This is a genomic window from Ruegeria sp. CG11 (assembly GCF_056537245.1).
Map to the genome: position 1 here is coordinate 36,719 of NZ_JBQFRE010000019.1, position 18,440 is coordinate 55,158.

The 18,440-nt window shown below is 56.8% G+C and carries 15 protein-coding genes and 3 pseudogenes; 1 reads left to right on the forward strand and 17 read right to left on the reverse strand.

Annotation, left to right across the window (positions count from 1 at the left end; all coding sequences use genetic code 11):
* Positions 1–58: 58 nt before the first annotated feature.
* The 16 genes and pseudogenes from ACR0KW_RS21085 to ACR0KW_RS21160 all read right to left on the reverse strand — a co-directional run.
* Positions 59–832: a maleate cis-trans isomerase family protein gene (locus tag ACR0KW_RS21085; protein ID WP_480806755.1), complete on the reverse strand. Its 774-nt coding sequence runs from the start codon at positions 830–832 to the stop codon at positions 59–61.
* Positions 813–1,469: pseudogene (locus ACR0KW_RS21090) on the reverse strand (M24 family metallopeptidase); the annotation flags it as partial. The gene ACR0KW_RS21085 and the pseudogene ACR0KW_RS21090, both read right to left, overlap by 20 nt.
* Before the next feature lie 12 nt (positions 1,470–1,481).
* Positions 1,482–1,871 carry an aminopeptidase P family N-terminal domain-containing protein gene (locus ACR0KW_RS21095; RefSeq protein WP_480806756.1) on the reverse strand — a complete coding sequence of 130 codons (390 nt, stop codon included), beginning with the start codon at positions 1,869–1,871 and terminating at the stop codon, positions 1,482–1,484.
* A 327-nt stretch (positions 1,872–2,198) separates the two neighbouring features.
* Positions 2,199–4,001 carry an ABC transporter ATP-binding protein gene (locus ACR0KW_RS21100; protein WP_480806757.1) on the reverse strand — a complete coding sequence of 601 codons (1,803 nt, stop codon included), beginning with the start codon at positions 3,999–4,001 and terminating at the stop codon, positions 2,199–2,201.
* On the reverse strand, positions 3,998–4,942 hold the full coding sequence (locus ACR0KW_RS21105) for an acetamidase/formamidase family protein (protein ID WP_480806758.1): 945 nt from the start codon (positions 4,940–4,942) through the stop codon (positions 3,998–4,000). Before ACR0KW_RS21105 ends, ACR0KW_RS21100 begins: the two co-directional genes overlap by 4 nt.
* Before the next feature lie 4 nt (positions 4,943–4,946).
* The gene (locus ACR0KW_RS21110; protein WP_480806759.1) at positions 4,947–6,569 is read right to left on the reverse strand and encodes an ABC transporter substrate-binding protein; all 1,623 of its coding nucleotides are present in this window, start codon (positions 6,567–6,569) and stop codon (positions 4,947–4,949) included.
* 37 nt (positions 6,570–6,606) lie between these two features.
* Positions 6,607–7,527, reverse strand: coding sequence for an ABC transporter permease (locus ACR0KW_RS21115; RefSeq protein ID WP_480806760.1), 921 nt, complete (start codon positions 7,525–7,527; stop codon positions 6,607–6,609).
* Entirely contained in the window at positions 7,527–8,417 is an 891-nt protein-coding gene (locus ACR0KW_RS21120) for an ABC transporter permease (protein WP_480806761.1), read from the reverse strand. The genes ACR0KW_RS21115 and ACR0KW_RS21120 overlap by 1 nt, the downstream gene beginning before the upstream one ends.
* Positions 8,392–9,003, reverse strand: a complete 612-nt coding sequence (locus ACR0KW_RS21125; protein ID WP_480806762.1) for an ANTAR domain-containing response regulator — start codon at positions 9,001–9,003, stop codon at positions 8,392–8,394. Before ACR0KW_RS21125 ends, ACR0KW_RS21120 begins: the two co-directional genes overlap by 26 nt.
* Positions 9,000–10,100: a transporter substrate-binding protein gene (locus tag ACR0KW_RS21130; protein ID WP_480806763.1), complete on the reverse strand. Its 1,101-nt coding sequence runs from the start codon at positions 10,098–10,100 to the stop codon at positions 9,000–9,002. The genes ACR0KW_RS21125 and ACR0KW_RS21130 overlap by 4 nt, the downstream gene beginning before the upstream one ends.
* Positions 10,101–10,276: 176 nt before the next feature.
* Positions 10,277–11,689, reverse strand: coding sequence for a sensor histidine kinase (locus ACR0KW_RS21135; protein WP_480806764.1), 1,413 nt, complete (start codon positions 11,687–11,689; stop codon positions 10,277–10,279).
* Positions 11,682–12,368 carry a response regulator transcription factor gene (locus tag ACR0KW_RS21140; protein ID WP_480806765.1) on the reverse strand — a complete coding sequence of 229 codons (687 nt, stop codon included), beginning with the start codon at positions 12,366–12,368 and terminating at the stop codon, positions 11,682–11,684. Before ACR0KW_RS21140 ends, ACR0KW_RS21135 begins: the two co-directional genes overlap by 8 nt.
* Positions 12,369–12,389: 21 nt before the next feature.
* Positions 12,390–12,887: a DUF4405 domain-containing protein gene (locus tag ACR0KW_RS21145; RefSeq protein ID WP_480806766.1), complete on the reverse strand. Its 498-nt coding sequence runs from the start codon at positions 12,885–12,887 to the stop codon at positions 12,390–12,392.
* Between the two features lie 53 nt (positions 12,888–12,940).
* On the reverse strand, positions 12,941–14,023 hold the full coding sequence (locus ACR0KW_RS21150) for a DUF3500 domain-containing protein (protein ID WP_480806767.1): 1,083 nt from the start codon (positions 14,021–14,023) through the stop codon (positions 12,941–12,943).
* A 131-nt stretch (positions 14,024–14,154) separates the two neighbouring features.
* Positions 14,155–15,876, reverse strand: a complete 1,722-nt coding sequence (locus ACR0KW_RS21155; protein WP_480806768.1) for an amidohydrolase — start codon at positions 15,874–15,876, stop codon at positions 14,155–14,157.
* A 144-nt stretch (positions 15,877–16,020) separates the two neighbouring features.
* Positions 16,021–16,203 (reverse strand): annotated as a pseudogene (locus ACR0KW_RS21160) (DDE-type integrase/transposase/recombinase); the annotation flags it as partial.
* Between the two features lie 248 nt (positions 16,204–16,451).
* On the opposite strand from ACR0KW_RS21160, the gene ACR0KW_RS21165 reads away from it, so the two are divergent.
* On the forward strand, positions 16,452–17,669 hold the full coding sequence (locus ACR0KW_RS21165) for an IS110 family RNA-guided transposase (protein ID WP_480806769.1): 1,218 nt from the start codon (positions 16,452–16,454) through the stop codon (positions 17,667–17,669).
* 37 nt (positions 17,670–17,706) lie between these two features.
* On the opposite strand, the pseudogene ACR0KW_RS21170 reads toward ACR0KW_RS21165, so the two are convergent.
* Positions 17,707–18,225: pseudogene (locus tag ACR0KW_RS21170) on the reverse strand (IS6 family transposase); the annotation flags it as partial.
* Positions 18,226–18,440 lie beyond the last annotated feature (215 nt).

The window sequence follows — 18,440 nt, forward strand, 5'->3', positions numbered from 1 at the left end:
CCACTTCAATGTCTGCTAGTGAGACTTGTCGCCAACTTTTGGCTCCTTTGGCGGAAATTTACGAGTTTCCCACTGAGATCGGGCTAAAGCCAAGATTTGATTGATCGCACTGCGACTGCGCGATTTGCAATCCATGCCAGAGGGAAACTGAATTGGCGCTGAGAACCGGGCGCTCGATATCTTTTTCCAATTTAGTCAACCAGGACAGGCTGGGAAGGGCTGTGTCCGGAATCAACAATACCTGACAGCGGGTTAGATCAAATTGGGAAACAACGCTGCGAATGTCCTCATATTGCATGGCAGCGGATTGCCAGCCGGACAGATTGCCAAGAAAGTGCCGTGCGGTAACCGTTGCGCCAAAATCGGACAGGAAGCTGGCGAACAGATTGGTCGCAGGTTCTGGATAGGTGGACAAGAGTGCAACACGGTCCAGAAACATCTCTTCAAGCGCGGCCGCAAAGGCAAGGGACGTGCTGGTAACCGGAAGGTCAAGGCGGTCTGAGAGTTGCGCCACCTGGTCCTCGGCAAAGGCTCGGCCAATGACAAAACTGCCGGAGGTGCAGGCCCAGACCAGTGCATCCAGATCACAGTCTTTAATTCGTTCGGCTGCTGCGGCGATGCGTGGCACTTCGGCCGTCATTCGCAGTGCATCGGGGTGGTGATCTGATCCTTCAACGACGCCAAATTCGGAGTTCGAGAGAAACACGCGCAACCTACCGGCCATAGCACGCTCAAAGCTGTAGAAATCGCCTTCGGGGCCACCACCGGGATAAATCAGTCCATGGTTTTTTACGTCATTCATGGCCCTTACCTCAAATTCGGTCGAAACCAAGGGGAAGCTGGCTGAGCACCTCAGCACCAGTTTCGGTGACAACAACCGTGCGGCTTTGACGGACGCCGAACACGCCTTGCTTCCGCAAAGTCCTTGGGAAATGGAATGCCATGCCTGTCTGCAGCGGTCGGTCGTTTGAGGCGACGATCTGCATTTCGCCATCCTCGATCCATGTGGGCGAAAAGCCGATGCCGACAGAATAGCCGTAGAAGTCGTGAAACAGGATGCGGTCGCGAATTTGATCCACCACTTTGGCACCTGCCTTGGCAACGTCCGAGGCCAGTGCACTGGGCCTCATGGCTGCCACAATTGCTTCCAAAGCCTCGCTACCAACGGCTGCGACCTCTTCGGCAAATGGGTCACGTGGCGCACCCAAAACCGCTGTGCGCATGAGCGGGCTGTGATACCAGCTGATCGCCGGGGAGCACTCAAGAAAGACTGTGTCTCCGGCTTTCACGACTGCCCCGTTCTGGGCGTGGTGCGGCGTGCCCGAGCGTTCCCCCACTGCGACCATAGGGAAGATTGTAAAGCCTTGTGTTCCCGTTCCGATGAGCGCCCCGGCAAAGGCTTGGGTGATTTCGCGGTCGGTGACGCCTTCGGCAATGACATTGAGTGCAGCGCACATGGCCGCGTTCGTGCCCGCCGCCGCCTAACGCATCACGGCGATTTCGGCCGGCGATTTGACCGACCTGACATCTTCGACAAGGCCTGAGATATCAACAACCTTGATTCCGAACGCATCAACCAGCGCGTCATGGCGCGCTTTGGGCAGGAAGGTACGCTGGGCTTCCGTGCCGACAGTTCCACTCAGGCAGCCGCGGTCGCGCATGGCATTGGTGTTCGCCGCAATCGGGTCATCGGCATTGCCGAAATAAACCGACTCGCAATCGGTCGCGCTGGCACCAAAACGACCCTGTTCAAACTGCCACAACACCATGAAAGGGTCACCTTCAAGCGGCAGGATCAGGCATTGGTAAACCTCGATCCGAATGCTCAGTGTAAAGCCAGTTCGCCATTCGGCCGGTTTCGAGAGCAACACACTGGATGGCACTTACGTGTTTGCGCAACGACCGGAAAATGCAATCCGGGTCCGTGACTTTCTTAGCGGTAAACACGGGATCACCGTTCTCATCGCAGACGCAAATTGACGTCTCAGCTTTCCAAACATCCAATCCAACAAAACACTATTCCACTTTACTCTCCTGTCTTTGCTCCGGTGCCATCATGCACCGGCCAAGAGAGCTACCGCTCAATTACTCAGAGTCTCGTTCATTCTCCAAGATGCGTAGCAGCAACTGCCGCGAGAAGTACGAGATTTTTAGTGACTTGGCTTTAGCGTCGAAACAGCCGCTTTATCTAACAGGCTTTACTCCACAGCTTCCGGTCTGGGGCGTGAAACAAAATGAGCATCCCCGAGGTCGATCAGCTTTGCTCGACGCGGAGCTTTGCCCACTGGGTAGACCGGGCTGGGAACTTCACCCGTCAGTCGAACATCGGACACGCGAACGTGCAGCGGGTCGGGAACCGGGACCGCCTGTATCAGCCGTTGGGTATACGGATGTTGAGGGTTGCCAAAGATCTGCGCGCTGGTTCCCATTTCTACGATCTGACCCAGGTACATGACCCCGACCCGGTCCGCTACATTTTCAACCACTGCCATGTCGTGAGAGATGAAAAGGTAAGATATTCCAAGTTCTTTTTTCAAAGATTGCAACAAGTCCAGAACCTGAGCCTGAACCGAAACGTCCAAAGCCGAAACCGATTCATCGGCGATAATCAGGTCCGGTTTCAGGGACAGGGCGCGAGCGATACAGATCCGCTGGCGTTGCCCTCCCGAGAACTCATGCGGATATCGCTCGGCGGCCTCAGAGGGCAACCCGACCCTGTGCAACAATTCGGCAACCTGAGTTACACGCTCAGCAGGGGTGCCGATACCGTGGATGACCAGGGGTTCGGCAATCAGATCGCCCACGCGCATCCGCGGGTCCAAAGCTGCCATGGGGTCCTGAAACACCATCTGTACACTACGGCAGCGTGACATACGCTGTTGGGCGTCCGCCCCTTCAAGATATTGGCCTTTAAGCTTAATTCGGCCCGTATACGGGGCCAAACCGACAATGGCCCGTGCAATTGTGGATTTGCCGCACCCGCTTTCACCAACAAGGGCGAAGGTTTCCCCGCGTTTGATCTCAAGGCTGACGCCTTCCACCGCATGGACGCGATGAGTGACCCGGCCAAGCAGACCGCCATGAATATCAAACCTCACTTCCAGATTATCAAGCCGCAGAACCGTATCCATGACTTCGTCTGTCACAGGTTTAGTACCATCTCCCATGCGAGGAACCGCAGACAACAGCGCTTGCGTGTAAGGATGCTTCGGTTCCGCAAACAGCGATTTGGTTTCGTTTTCTTCAACGACGGTTCCGTCCTTCATCACGATGACATGATCCGCCATTTCAGCCACGACGCCCATATCATGTGTGATCAGCAGGATCGCTGTGCCATGTTCAGCCTGAAGATCGCGCAAAAGGTCCAATACTTCGCGCTGCACAGTGACATCCAGCGCCGTTGTCGGTTCGTCGGCGATTAGAATCTCGGGCTCCAACGCCAATGCCATCGCGATCATCACGCGCTGACGCATACCGCCTGACAGTTCGTGCGGGTATTGCATCATACGCTGCTCCGGCTGGTTGATGCGCACAGAACGTAACGCACCTAGTGCCCGGCTGCGGGCTTCGCGTCGGCTGACCGGATCATGGGCCCGGATCGCCTCGACCAGCTGAGTTCCGATGGTCAGCACCGGGTTGAGCGATGTCATCGGCTCCTGAAAGATCATCGCGATGCGGTTGCCACGAATATCACGCATCGCCGCATCATTAACTTGGGTCAAATCCTGCCCCCCATACCGGATCGCTCCGCCGGTGACCTGTACCGCGGGCGGAGGCAACAAGCCCATAATCGCAAGGGATGTCAGCGATTTACCCGATCCGCTTTCACCGGCCAGGGCCAGTGTCTGCCCCCGTTTCAACTGAAAACTGACATCAGACACCAGAGATTTAAGGGCACCATGTGCGCGCACCGAAACGCACAAGCGGCTGACATCCAAAACCTGCGTATCTGGGGCGGCGGCGTTTGCTGCCCCAGCGGTTTGTTCAGCGGGCACCGTCATTCGAACACCACCCGCGGGAAATAGAAACTGACCACCCAGTTCGGCATATCCACGATCTCGGAAATACGAAGATCACCGCAAGTGGACACCAGCATGTAGGCGTCGACCGCCGCCATGCCTCGCTGTTTGCACAGCAATTCAATCATGCCGGACACCGCATCCCGGGCCGCCTGCATCAGGCTGTCGCCAATTCCGGTGGTCGCCTCATAGCCTTTGGTGTCGAAATGCTGTGTCACCGGGCCGGACGTGGTAAAGCGGGGGAACTTCAGATTTTCCCCTTTCACCAGATCCAGTGTCAGAACAACATCCATCGGGCTTTCGATGGCGGTACCGCACACCTCACCATCTCCCTGAGCGGCATGCGTGTCGCCGACGCTGAACAGCGCGCCTACGACTTCGACAGGAAGATACAGAACCGTGCCGGCCGCAAGATCACGGATGTCGAGATTTCCGCCAACATTGCGAGGGGGGACAATGCTGTGCTGGCCCGGCTTTGCCAAGGCGTTCCCGATGGTGCCGCAGAATGGCTTGAGCGGCACTTTTCCCTGATCGCCCCACAGGGACGGCGCCAGGGTTTCAGGATCATACTTCCAGAGCGCCAGCGCCGGATCGGTGAACTGGTCGGCCAGAAGGCCAAAGCCGGGAATGTTGGCAGTCCATCCCCAGCCCGAGGGGGCAAAGCTGTCGATCGTCACCTTCAGGCTATCGCCCGGCTCGGCCCCTTCGACATAGATCGGACCCGAGACCGGGTTGATTTTGCCAAAATCCAGATCGGCAATATCCTGCACCGTGGAGGACGGGCCAAGCTGGCCCGCCGAACTGTCGGCGCAATGAAACAGGATGGTCGATCCGGGCGTCACCCGTTCAACCGGGGCAATCGAGTTGTCCCAACCAAAGTGGTGTTGCGCGTGGTGAATCGTGTAATTGCAAGCTTGGCACATACGATCACTCGGTCACGTAGACATAGTCGTAATTGATCGGAATCGAGACGGGATCAACATACAACTCATCCGCGCCGCCCATGCGGGCCGATTTCATCGTATAGCGCTGTTCGTTGAACACCGGCACCCAGGGCGCATCCTCCATCACCCCCATATAAACGTCCGACCACATCTGCATGCGTTCATCCTGTTTGGCCGCATCGGTAAGCGCATCCGCTTTGGTCGCCATGGCGTCCAAGTCCGCGTTGCAATACCATGACCAGTTCCAGCCACCTTCGACGGCGCCGTCACAGCCCAAGATCGGGCCGTAGAAGTTCGACGGATCCGGGAAATCGGCGATCCAGGCCATACCGCCCGACCAGATCATCGGGGCAGACCCGTTGCCACCCGCCTCAATCACGTTGGCCTGTGCCAGAGACTTGATCGCGGCGTCGATGCCGATATCTGCAAGATCGCGTTGAATGGCCTGCGCGATCCGGGGATTGGGGTCGGTGTTCATGACGTAAAGTTCTGTCGCAAAGCCGTCACCCTGCCCGGCTTCGGCCAACAAAGTCTTTGCGCCTTCGGGATCAAAGCCATATCCGGCATACCCTTCGGTGTAACCAGGCATGGACGGGGGCAAGGGTTGTGTTGCGGGAACCGCGCGTCCGTTGATGATCTGCACAATGCGATCCTTGTTGATGGCCATATTGATGGCCTTGCGCACCCGCGCATCATCCATTGGCGGAGTATTCACGTTCAGCGTAATATATCCGGTATGTAACTGACCGCCTTCGACAACACGCTCTGCCTGTGCCGGGTCCGACATCACCTCGCGGAACTTCGCGGGCGGAATGCCGTCCCCGGGTACATCAACTTCGCCGTTCTGCAACCGTAGCAGGGCCACCACCGGTTCCTGACCCACTTCAAAGGTGATGCTGTCGAGATAGGGAACTCCGTCCCGCCAGTAATCAGCGTTCTTTTCGAAAACCAGCCGCTGACCCAGGGTCCACTCACCTAGTTTGTAGGCCCCGGTGCCCACTGGCTGCTTGCCGAAATCATCTCCGGCGGCCTCGACCGCTTCTCGCGCTACGACCGACGAGAAATTCAACGCCATGACATGCAGGAAAGTCGCATCGGGCCGTGACAGGGTAACCTCGACCGTACTATCATCGACGACCTTGACGCCTTCGAGACTGTCAGCACTGCCATCTGCCATGGCGTCATAGCCCTTGATCGAGCCAAAGAAACCGGCACCGGGCGATTGCGTGGCCGGATTGGTGACACGGTCCAGCGAATACTTGACATCGTCGGCGGTCATTTCCCGGCCATTGTGAAACTTGACGCCATCGCGCAGCTTAAAAGTATAGGTCATCCCGTCGTCTGATACCGTATAGCTTTCCGCCAGCCCGGGGCGCAGATCGGTTGTACCGGGAACATAATCCATCAGGCCGTCGAAAATGGACTTGATCATCGACCAGTTCTGCCAGTCGTATCCGATGGCCGGATCGAGTGTCGCCACATCATCCTTGTAGGTGATGACAATACCGCCGCCGGGTCTCGCGTTCGGATCGGGCTGATACTCTTCGGCAAATGCCGGAAGAGTCATGCTGAGAGCAAGAGCTGTTGTGCACAGGATTTTTTTCATCTTGATTTCCTCCAGGTTGGTCTTTTGTTTGATCTCCTCAGCGCAATTTGATGCGCGGGTCGATGAGCGGCGCGATAATGTCCGCCAGCAAGTTGCCGATGACGATGGCGCAGGCGGTCACAAGGGTGACGCCCATGATGATGGGAATGTCGACGCGCTGAATGGCCTGCCACGCTAGCTGACCGATACCGGGCCAGCCGAAAACGCTTTCGACAACCACAAGTCCGCCCATGAAAATACCGATATCGATGCCGATCATCGCAATGACCGGCAGGATCGCGTTCGGCAGAGCATGGCGCAGGATGATACGCGAGCGGGTCAGCCCTTTGGCATGTGCGGTGCGGATAAAATCCTGACGCAGCACATCGATCATCGAGGAGCGCATCATCCGGCTGTACCAGCCCGACCCCATGATCCCCAGTGCCAGCGCCGGAAGCACCACATGGGATGCAGTTCCATAACCGCCGATCGGGAACCAGCCCAACTGCACCGCAAAAACGTAAAGTAACAACAGCGACACCACGAATTGCGGTGCTGAAACCGCGACAAACGATACGATCATCAGGGCCTGATCAGATGTCTGACCACGACGCAACGCAGCGATCACACCCATCGAAAGACCTATGGCCAGTTCGCACAGGATACCGGCACCCATCAGCAGCAAAGTGGCAGGCAGACGGGCGGCAATCAGGCTGCTGACCTCGGTCTTTTGCAGATAGCTGCGGCCCATGTCGCCCTGCACAAGACCTGTAAGGTAGCGCCAGTACTGGACAAAGAACGGTTGATCCAGGCCCAGCTGTTCGCGGATATTCTGCACGGTCTGCGCCGTGGCGGAACGACCGGCAATCTGTCGAACAGGGTCCGCAGGCAAGACATAAAGCAGAAGGAAAGTAATAAACGACACGCCTAGCAGGATCAGAATCGATTGTACGAAACGGCGCAGCAGATAAGCGACCATCAGCTGCGTCCCCGCTGTGTTGGGTCAAGCTCTTCCCGCAGGGCGTCGCCAACCAGATTGAAGGCCAGCGCCAGCAGCAAAATGGCAAGTCCGGGAAAGAACACCAGCCAGGGCGCTGCCTGAAAATAGGTCTGGTTCTCGAAAATGATATTGCCCCAGGACGGTGTCGGAGGTTGTACTCCGACGCCAAGGAAACTGAGCGTCGCCTCAAGCAACACTGTCGTCGAAATGCCCAATGTGCCCCATACGATCAAGGTGGGCACCAGATGCGGCAGGATGTGACGGAACAGGATACGGCCAGTTCCCGCACCCAGCGTCTTTTCGGCAGCGATAAAGTCGCGCTCAGACAAAGACGTGGTTTCGGTATAGATGACGCGGGCGGTTTGCACCCAGTTCACGAGGGCGATCACCAGGGCGACAATCCAAAGCGACGGCTGGAAAATCGCGGCCAGACAGATCGCCAGCAAAAGTGCCGGGAAAGCCATCATCAGGTCCGTGAAACGCATCAGTACAGTGCCCAGCCACCCGCGCAGATAGCCTGCGGTCACACCGATGAGCGTTCCGATGATCAAAGCCAGCCCGTTGGCAACGACGCCAATGATCAACGATGTTCTGGCACCATACAAAATGCGCGAAAACAGATCTCGCCCAAGCAGATCGGTCCCCAGCGGGAATTCACCGCCTGGCTCCAGCGGTGCACCTTCCAGCGTCAGTCCCTCGAAATGCTGCTCGTCCGGCGCATAAGGCGCGATCCACGGCGCAAATACCGCGCCGAACACGACCAGACCAATCAGGATCAACCCAAACACCGCCAGTTTGCGACGCAGGATTCGGCGCCAGGGGCCGGGCTCGGCAATCGTGGTGTCAGCTGTGGCTGTTGCGTCGCTCATCTGATCCTCGTTTGCCGGTGTGACGTGCGACCACGCGCTGCGCCGCCATCTCAAAACTAACACGCCAGTCCATCGCCATATGGCGCAGCCGATCAAAGGCGGCGGTTTCATCCATGCCCTCGGACATCAGGAAATTGACCGCCTGAACAACCGTTTGCCGCTCGTTCAACCTGTGGCGCAAATCTTTGACTTCCGCCGCCAAAGCCAACGCCTCGTCATACGCCGCGCGCGCGATCAGCAGGGCACTATACGCACCATTGTCACCAATAGGCTTGATCAATTGGGCATTCGCACCAGCGGTCAGCGCCCATTCAACCCGACCCGGCGCTTCGCTGCCGATCAGTGCGATCAACGGCATTGGTGACTGACCGCGCGCCCACGGAAATTGCTCGTCATGCCCAAGATCAGCGTCGAAAAAGACAAAATCCGCGCCTAGGGCACTTGCATCCAACATAGGCCATTGCTGGGTCACGCGAAGCCCGATAGCGGTCAGCTGCCGCGCCAGCGCCTTCACCGTCGCGTGCTCACGGTGAAGAATGACCGCGCGGGCACCGCCAAGCTCTCGTGCTGTGAAGCGCCGGGTCATGACACCACCTTCAGATCGGGACCAACCTCTTGCAGAATCTCGTTACCGCGCGACAGGTACGGGTCCCCGAGAACTGGTGCGAACCGGCGCCGGACGGTGAACTGCCCGTTTTCCACCTGCGCAATCAAAACCGGCAGCTTTGTGTGATGCGTCTGCAGATCCACAATCCCTTCGCCGGTCTGATCCTGCTCCAGAAGCTCCGAGATGCTGAGAGACTCGCCGCCCGGACATTGCGACAGCAGCCGCGCGAACTCCCTCACAGCGGCATAAGACATTGCTTCGTGGGATGACCCGAAGCCTGCAGTGTTCGGCGCGCCGGCATCACAGCGAAAATACGGGCCCGCCGCGATCAACCCTTCAGCAGCTTCGCCAAACGCCGGTAGTTCACATTCAGTGAGGTTGCACGACATGATAGGGCACGTCTCGGGACGGAAATGCGGATCTCGCTCCCCAAGCTCATGATAGGCCGATACGAACCGATACTGAGACGGGCCGATCAGTGAATTCAGAATGAAATTAGGCCGCGTGGCTTCGATCTCTTCAATCATCCTTTCGACGTCAAAAGACCCGATCGGCAGATATCGTTCGCCCAGAACCGCACCGCCAGCATTGGTGATCGTCTCGCGTGCGATCCGGTTCATCTCCCAGCCCCAGATATAGTTGGAGCCGGTCAGGAAGGCGCGCTTGCCATAGGTGGGAAAGGCCCAGTCCAGAAGCGGCAGCAGATGCTGGTTCGGGCAAGCATGGGTATACACCACCCGGTCGGAGGCCTCGAACCCTTCATAGGGAACCGTGTACCATAGGGTGCCACCATGACGTTCCAGCGCCGGGATCACCTCCTTGCGGCTCCACGAGGTGATACATCCGATGACATGCCGGGCGTTGGTATTCGTCAGGATATCCGTGCACAGCGGTTCATAATTGTCGATGTTGCCCATCGGGTCGCGTTCTATCGCGTGAAAGGTGAAATCCCGCGTTGGATCTGCATTGATCTCCGCGATCGCCCCGAGCGCCCCGATACGACAAGCTTCCGAGATGAGCGAGTAGTTCCCCGAGCGGGAATAAAGGATACCAAGTTCGATCTGCCGCTTCGTCACTTAAGCTCTCCAAAACGAGAAAGCCCCACATTTGCCCGTGCAAAATACACGGGCAAATGTGGGGCTCTGATGCCAGATTGGCTATACGCCAAATGTTGGGAACATGGTGTAATCAAGCGGGAGAGCTGTCAAGATTTTATTCCAACGCCTGAAAAAGTTCGGGTTCACAGCAATCTTTATGCTTCTTCAGTTTCTCTAAAGTCTTGTTTTTTTTGATAGTTATCAGAATCGACCATTGAGTTCGCAAAGCGCAATGTCACTCTAAGCCCTGCTTGCTGATCCGGGTTTCCCCAGTCAAGATCGAGAAAAGTATGATGCAATGTGGCGATTGCGCTGACCAGCGGCAGACCCAGGCCGTGGCCATCCTGTGACGCGTCCAACCGCTGCATCGGACGCAATGCTTTGGCGCGCAAATCTGTTGGAATACCCGGACCGTCATCTTCGACAATAAGGGCAGCATTTCGCGCCACCAGATGGATGTGCACCTGATCACCGCCATGGCGCAACGCGTTTTCAATCAGGTTGGACAGCGCCTGTACCAACAAAGCCCGGTTACCTTTGACACAGGCTGTATTTTCAGCGGAAACCGTTAAGGTGCCTCCGGCGTCTTCAACCACGGCCTGATAGATCTCGCCGACGTCTTCGACAACGCCTGCCAGGCTCAGCCGGGACATGCTTCCTCGTCCGACACCACCTTCGAATTCGGCAATCTGCAACAACACCGTGAAAATGGATGACAACTGATCCATTTGTTGCCGAGCACCCATCAGGGCTTTTGTTGGATCGTCTCCTTGCTCGATGACTTCGTGCAGGGTCTCGATCTGAATCCCCAGACGGGTCAGTGGGGTTTTCAGATCATGCGCAATACTTGCCGACAATTGCCGGACCTGAACCATCAATGCCCCGATGCGGGCCGTCGTTTCATCAATCTTTCCCGCCAGATCATCCAGATCATCGCGCTTTTCTTTCGGGCTGATGCGCGTGTCCAGATTTCCGTCAGCGATTTGATCCAGTGCCATCCCGATATGATCGAGCCTGCGTTGATTTCGCCTGGCAAACCACCAACCACCGCCAAGCATCACCACGATGATCAGCGTTCCGGAAATCAGAAAGGTCGCTGGCAACAACTCGAGCGCTTCATTGTAGATATCTGTGCGAGTGCCCGTAATAAGCAGACCGGTCGTGGATTGCTCGGCGTAAGCGCGCCAAAAATACTTGTGGTCACCGCCATGGTCTTCGCCCCGCGGCGCGAAAAGGATCGTCTGATACCCTCTGACGAAGTTGATACTGCTTGGAATCTGTCCGAACACCACACCGTCAGGGGTGATCAGACCCTGAAAATTTGTACTGTTGGGCAATATCCGTGCTTTCGGACCAAACAGAACATCTGGAGAAGATGTCACCAAACCGGCGCGCAGTTCGGCCTGCCGTTGCGCCAGCATCGTGTCGATTTTCTTGTCCAAAGCAAAGTAAGACGTACCCAACACCAGAACGCCGGCGATGATCATGGCCACCAGAAACACCGCCGACAGGATCAGCGACTGCCGCATGGCCGAACGGCGCAGCAATCTGGCAAGGCGCTTATTCATCCAGCTTGTACCCCGATCCTCGCACCGTCTGTATCACGGTGTCACCAAAGGGTTTTTCTATCTTGGCGCGCAGGCGGCTCATATGCGTTTCCACCACGTTGGTCAGCGGATCGAAATTCAGGCTCCACACCTGTTCCAGCAGCATTGACCGCGTGATGACCCGACCTTTGTTGCGCATCAGCACCTCAAGAAGGGTGAATTCCTTGGCCTTCAATTCAATGATCTGGCCATTTCTGCGACAGGTCCGCCGGATCAGGTCCAGTTCCAGCGGGCCAGCCTTCAACACTGCGCCCTCTTCCTGCCCGGCTTTACTCTCCATCTGCACCCGGCGCGTCAGGGCCTGCGCCCGTGCGAGCAATTCCGAGATCGCAAAAGGTTTGCTCAGGTAATCGTCAGCGCCTGCCTCCAACCCCTGTACCCGGTCCTCAACCGCGCCAAGCGCGGTGAGAAAGATGGCGGGAGTGGTGTTGCCAATTGCACGTAGCCCCTTGAGAACACTTAAGCCATCCACCGTGGGCGTCATCCGGTCTAGGATCAGCAGGTCATAATCCCGGCCGCTTGCAGCGGCCAGCGCGTCACCGCCATCGGCCAGATGATCGACCACATGCCCGGCCTGAGTCAGGCCCCGCTCAATCCACCGGGCGATCTCGACCTCATCTTCCAGCAACAAAACACGCATGTGATCTCTCCTGCCCGGATCTCAGTGGCGCGGGAACAACAGCCCCAGCACGGCATCTTCAGACAGGCCTGATGCTGTGGCTGCGGCGGCCACCGTCAGGGACATATCGTCAACCGGCACACCACCCGCTTGCAACTGTGCGACAAGCTCGTCGGGCGAAATATCGCGAAGCCCGGCAAAAGAGGCAAGCGGTGCCTCGGAGAGGTATTCGAACATTGCCCCGACCGAAACGCCGCCACCTTCACCTTCCGTCAGGCCATTGACGACAAAGCCGCCAGCCCCGATCAGACAGATCGCAATGACCGCCATCCCCAGTCCATTCGAGAAGTAGTTTCTGAAGCTGCGCCAGTGGTTCAGCACATGCAAGAGAATACCTGCGGCAAAGGCAAGGCCGATCCATTCATGCGCTGATTCAAGCGGCTCTGCCAGCCGCCAGAACATCAGCGTGCCAGAGACCGCCACAAAAAGCCCCGCGCCGATAACCAGCGGTGTCGACCAACTGCGTGTTGTCAATTTCATCTTCCCGTTCCTTTTGCTGGCGGGTGTTGGCAAATACTCCGCCTCTCATCATCTCAATTTTCGGCCACACCGTAATCGGCGGTCAGGTTGCGATACTGCGTGTGGTAATGCCCCTGGCCCTGGGCACTGCCGCCAATGTTGCTGGCAAAGGACAGCAGTTCGATGACGAGGCTGGGCCCCTGAATACGAAAATAGCCATCGGTGTTGAGTTCATCCGTTCCGATCCAGGCAAAATAAGTGTCGTCGATTTGGCTCTCGATTTTGGCCATTCGCGCCTCGGCAGATTCCTGAGGTTGCATCCCGACCCACTTTCGCGCCGCCGCCAGCAGCAGTTCGCGCTGCGCCGCAGTCATTTCCGCGGCGGGAATCCCGCGAACCGTTGGAACGACATTGTCATTACCCGGCCCGGTTTCGATGTCACCCGGCACTTTCGGCAAAAACGCCTTGGCTTTTTGGTCGTCGTCCAGTGCATAGAACAAAGCAGCCCCGGCCAGATGCATGTCACGGACAGATTCATATTCCAGCCCGTCATAGCTGAAAATCGCGGGTTCAGTGCCAACGAATGTGGGTGACATGCTGGTCACTGCATTGTCGGCCAGCGACAGATTCAATCCGAGATGGTGCCCACCGAATTGCCAGGCCCAGGGCTGATCGGCAGCTGGAGCGCCATAGAAAGCCAGCCAGTAATTCTCGGGTGCCCATTTCAGGCGTTTGGCTTCGGTGTCATCGCTCAGATAGGCCTCGGCGGCCATGGTCGATGCAACCCGCTGATATCCTTCGGCGTCCAGCGCCGCTGACAGAAACTCGAACAGATGGCTTTGCTGATCGGCGCTCAGATCGCCAAGACGCAAACCGGCACGCGACACGATGCCGGCCGGCAGGTTGCTCCATCTCCGGCGGCTCGGGTCATCGTAGGGCATGACCAGCGCCTGCCGCTGCGCCTCGCTGAGCGTGGACAGCAAATCTTGAGCAGCAGCAGTGGTCGCTCCTCCGCTTGCGTTCGCTTGCGCATTATAGGCAGGGATCGGAATCAGTTTGTCCGGATTTACCTGCGGCGCGTCATGCGCCATGGCAGAAGAAATAGAGAATGCCAGCGCGCCGATGGCGCAGGCCAGAGTTTTAGGAGTTTTCATCATGACTGGATTCGCCCGAATCTGGTGTATGCATTCAGCGCCCTTCTAGCCGCGCCGGATTGGCGCGACCTTGCAGGATGCTAACAGTTTTGTGATCTTGAGATGTTTTCCGGCATAGTTACCGATGATACGCATCAATCCTTGGCGCGATACACGACATTACCTTCAAATATTGTCATGACCGCCTCGGTCTGGTTGATATCCGCCTCAGGAACGGAAAAGACATCCTGATTCAGCACGACCATATCGGCGTATTTCCCGACCTCGATGCTGCCGCCCTGATCTTCCAGACCCAGCGCGCGGGCGCCGTTGATGGTGTAATAGCTCAGCGCTTTTTCCAACGGAACCTTCTGATCCGGTGAAAGGTATTCGTCAGTGCGCAAACCATCGGGATTCTGCCGCGTGACGAATGCTTCAATCCCGTTCCACGGATTCACGTCCGGTACCACCGGCCAGTCCGAACCGGCCGTCGACCAGGCACCGGCCTGCTCCAGAGCGGCATTGGGGCAATAGGGATTAACCCGGTCCTCACCCAAAAGCGCATACATCCCATCGACAATAGGGCTGGGCGCCCAGAACATCGGCGAGAAATTCGCGACCGCGCCCAGCTCTCCAAAGCGGGGGATATCAACGTCGTCGATAATGCAGGCATGCGCCAATTGATGCGACAAACCTGACATTCCGTTCGCGTCGCGCGCTGCTTCGATCGCATCCAATGTCACGCGAACGGCCCGGTCACCAACCGTGTGGTATTGCGCAGTGAAACCGTTGGCGTCCATCCAGGTCGTAAGCTGCTTCAACTCTTCCGGGCTGATTAGTAAATCACCTGCCTGACCGTCTTCGGCTCCTTCGTAAGGTGCCAGGAATGCAGCCGTCCGCGTGGGCGGAATACCATCAACAAGCACCTTGGTGAACCGTGCATTCACATTTCGATAAGCTTCGGCAGGTGCGACCATTTCCACCAATGCCGCACCGCGCGTTTCGATATCGCCTTCGAGATTACTCCATGTGATGGATAACCCGGTGTGGAGATTCAATGCACCCTTTTCAGCCAGCGCTAGAAACGTATCCAGCTCGCGTTGTGCTGCATCGGCTGACCACACGCCGACAAAGCCCTGTTTGTGCAACTCGTCCTGCGCCGTACTCAGCGCTTGCTGAAGCTCTTCAGAGCTGCGCTCCGGGATCGCCGAGTTGAACACGGAACTGGCATCTTCAACAAAGAACCCGGTCAGGTTGCCATCCGCATCCCGTCCGACATAATCACCAAATTCGGACAGATCCCTGTCGAACAATCCAGCAGCCCGCATGGCAATATTGTTGCCCAGAATGTTGTGGTTGGAAAAATCACGCAGGGCGACAGGGCGGCCACCTGCGGCCTCATCCACGGCGGTGAGGAACTCGGCTGCGCTCATATCCGTCTGTGACATGATCTGCGGCCCCCAAGCCCCACCCTGTATCCAAGCTCCGTCGGGCAGTTTCGCCGCGCAGTCACGTATCCCTTGCAACAGCTCGGGCACACCGGCTTCACCTGCAATGTTGCAAAAATAGAGCATGGTTTCACCAGCCCCCACTGGATGCGCGTGGCTATCATACAACCCGGGGATCACAGTGCTGCTTTTCAGATCGACGATCGCAGCGCCGGGGGCAAACAGCTTGGCGTCCTCGGCGTTGCCGACATAGGCAAAGCGTCCATCCTCGACGACAACAGCATCGGCCCATGCTGAATCCGGATTTCCTGTAAATATGTCACCGTTTATGTAGATCGTGATATCGGTGCCTTGGGCAAGTGAGATCGCCCCAACAAACGCAACCGCAGTTGTCATGCCGATCACAGCGCTGGCGGACAAGACACTCATTCTACTCTCCAATTCGAAGCATCTGATCATGAGGCCAGATGCCTTATTCATATTGCCGGCCGATTTCGCCAAAATTACATTATTGCAATGTGGTTCTGTTGCGAAGATTACTGAAGTTCAGAGGAATACATCTGACCTGCTTTGCTATTCGACCAGCTCATTGAATTGTTGAAAGGGACAGAGTTCTGGTGTGAATTGGCCTTTACGGATCATGTTGGCCACTTCGATACCTTCCAACGTCGCGGATGCCGACGAGAAAGACTTGAAACCGCACATGTGCCGAACGCGCCGTTTTATGAATCTGTGATCCTGTTCGATCATGTTGTTATCCGGCAGGAATGGGCGCGACGCTCCAATCGGAGGTTATTGGTCTCAATGTGGATTAGAATTGATCTACCGGGATTGGGGCGTTGGGAGCACGAAAGGCGGGTAGGCCGAAATACTTGATGAGCTGTGAGCTCGAGTTGTTATCTGGCCGCCCCTTCGACTTGCCCGGTTGCGCTGCGAGCGCGGATCCGTAGTTGTCGTGTGGCCCGCTGGCTCTCTTGGTTGCTGACCATGGAAAGGAGCCCGTCATGAAAATCATTGCGCTTGATGTGCATCGCACCTTTGCTCAGGTGGCGATTCTGGAGAATGGCAAGATCCGGGACACAGGTCGCCTCGAGCTTGAACGTGAACACATCCTGAAATTTGCAGAGCGGCTGAATGTGGAGGACGAGGTCGTCCTGGAAGCGACAGTCAACACAAAGGCCATCGTGCGGCTGCTGTCCCCTTTTGTGAGCCGTGTTATCATCTCAAATCCACTGCTCGTTCGCGCCATCGCCTGGGCCAAAGTCAAGACCGACAAGATCGATGCAAGTGTTCTGGCGAAGCTTCACGCCAGTGGCTTTCTGCCGGAAGTCTGGATGCCGGATGAAGAAACGGAACAGCTGCGTCGGGTCGTTGCCGAACGCGTGCAGCTGGTTTCTCAGATGACGCGTCTCAAGAACAGGATCCATTCGGTGCTGCATGCCAATCTGATCCCGCCGTACAATGCGTCTCTTTTTACAAAGCGTGGGAGAAAATGGCTGGAGGAACAACCCGTCGCGCAAGACCAGCGACGCGTCATCCTCCGTCATGCCGGCGAGCTGGACCGTCTCGGTTGCGAACTCAAACAGATCGAAGAAGACCTTGCACAGACAGCGCTTCAGGAGCCGCGCGTGAAACAGCTGATGACAATCACCGGCGTAAACATGATCGTTGCTTTGAGTGTTCTGGCGGCAGTTGGCAATATCGGGCGCTTCTCATCTCCGGAGAAACTCGTCAGTTATTTCGGTCTCAATCCCCGGGTACGACAGTCCGGTGACAAAGCTGCCTATCACGGCCGCATCACAAAGCAGGGTCGATCACATGCGCGGGCGATGCTGGTGGAAGCAGCCTGGTCGCTCTCCCGTACGCCCGGACCACTAAGAGCCTTCTTTCGAAGGATCAGGGAAAAGCGAGGCAACCAAATCGCGGCGGTGGCAATAGCACGGAAGCTGACAGCGGTCATCTGGCACATGCTCTCCAAGGGCGAAGAATATATCTGGAGCCGTCCCGCTCTCCTGGACTGGAAGCTGAGAAAGCTGGAACTGGCCGCTGGATACCTCTCGCGCCGTGGTAGCAGGACAAAGGGCTCAGCTGCCGACTACAGCCTCAAATCAGTGCGCGATCGGGAGAGAGAAACCGTCGGTCACGCAGAAAAGGTTTACCTGCGTTTCGTCGCCAAGTGGTATCAGTGGTCACCATGGGCAAAGCCGGTTTCACCTCAGTAGCTCACCCAAAGATAAGGGTGCGGCACCTGAAAAAGGTCTTGTCAAATACATCCGTCAAGTATTTCCGCCTGACCATTTCAATTGGCACCGGGCAACCAAAGCCTTTCAACAACTTTTTTATGCCCTTGATGCCAGCCGTGTTAGCTCCGCTTTTGTCGATGACAATCTTTCTGGGAAGGCCGTTGGTCTCCATCATTCGCGCGAAGAGCTTCGTGGCGACAGGCTTAATTCGGCGCTGCGAGAGCATGAAGTCTTGCGTTTTAAAGTGCTTATCGACCGCCCGGTAGACGTTTACCCATGCCCCTTTCACCTTGAGGTTGGTCTCGTCCATTCTCCAAGATGGGCCACAGGTCACTTTTCGCCGGCGCGCTGTTTCCGCAATCCCGCCGAAATACCGTGTAACCCATCAGTTCAACGCCGTGTGATCGACCGATACGCCACGCTTGAGCATGAATTTTTCCTGATTTAGGTATGAAGCGCCGTATCGGACATATAAAAACACCGCAAACAGGATCACTGCTCTGGGAAATTGTGCGTCTTTTAAAGAGATCATGATCAGACTTTCGGCTGAATTTCACCGGCAGCTATTCACTCTCTGCGTTCTTGAGCGTCAATGGTCAAAGTTTGCAACATGTGTAGACGCCCGGAACGCAAGAGGTAATTTGGTCGACCTTTTGCACCGGCTCGGGTACTGACATGTGTTCGGCCTGTTGCGCGGCCTTTGCACGTGCCGCTGGCCCGTATGGTGTTAGCAGATCAGGTCCAATTCAG

Bases quoted from the DNA above. Each gene is read 5' to 3' on its own strand.
- ACR0KW_RS21100 (WP_480806757.1), bottom strand. From the start codon at position 4,001: ATGACGGTGCCCGCTGAACAAACCGCTGGGGCAGCAAACGCCGCCGCC.
- ACR0KW_RS21105 (WP_480806758.1), bottom strand. From the start codon at position 4,942: ATGTGCCAAGCTTGCAATTACACGATTCACCACGCGCAACACCACTTT.
- ACR0KW_RS21110 (WP_480806759.1), bottom strand. From the start codon at position 6,569: ATGAAAAAAATCCTGTGCACAACAGCTCTTGCTCTCAGCATGACTCTT.
- ACR0KW_RS21115 (WP_480806760.1), bottom strand. From the start codon at position 7,527: ATGGTCGCTTATCTGCTGCGCCGTTTCGTACAATCGATTCTGATCCTG.
- ACR0KW_RS21120 (WP_480806761.1), bottom strand. From the start codon at position 8,417: ATGAGCGACGCAACAGCCACAGCTGACACCACGATTGCCGAGCCCGGC.
- ACR0KW_RS21125 (WP_480806762.1), bottom strand. From the start codon at position 9,003: ATGACCCGGCGCTTCACAGCACGAGAGCTTGGCGGTGCCCGCGCGGTC.
- ACR0KW_RS21135 (WP_480806764.1), bottom strand. From the start codon at position 11,689: ATGAATAAGCGCCTTGCCAGATTGCTGCGCCGTTCGGCCATGCGGCAG.
- ACR0KW_RS21140 (WP_480806765.1), bottom strand. From the start codon at position 12,368: ATGCGTGTTTTGTTGCTGGAAGATGAGGTCGAGATCGCCCGGTGGATT.
- ACR0KW_RS21145 (WP_480806766.1), bottom strand. From the start codon at position 12,887: ATGAAATTGACAACACGCAGTTGGTCGACACCGCTGGTTATCGGCGCG.
- ACR0KW_RS21150 (WP_480806767.1), bottom strand. From the start codon at position 14,023: ATGATGAAAACTCCTAAAACTCTGGCCTGCGCCATCGGCGCGCTGGCA.
- ACR0KW_RS21155 (WP_480806768.1), bottom strand. From the start codon at position 15,876: ATGAGTGTCTTGTCCGCCAGCGCTGTGATCGGCATGACAACTGCGGTT.
- ACR0KW_RS21165 (WP_480806769.1), top strand. From the start codon at position 16,452: ATGAAAATCATTGCGCTTGATGTGCATCGCACCTTTGCTCAGGTGGCG.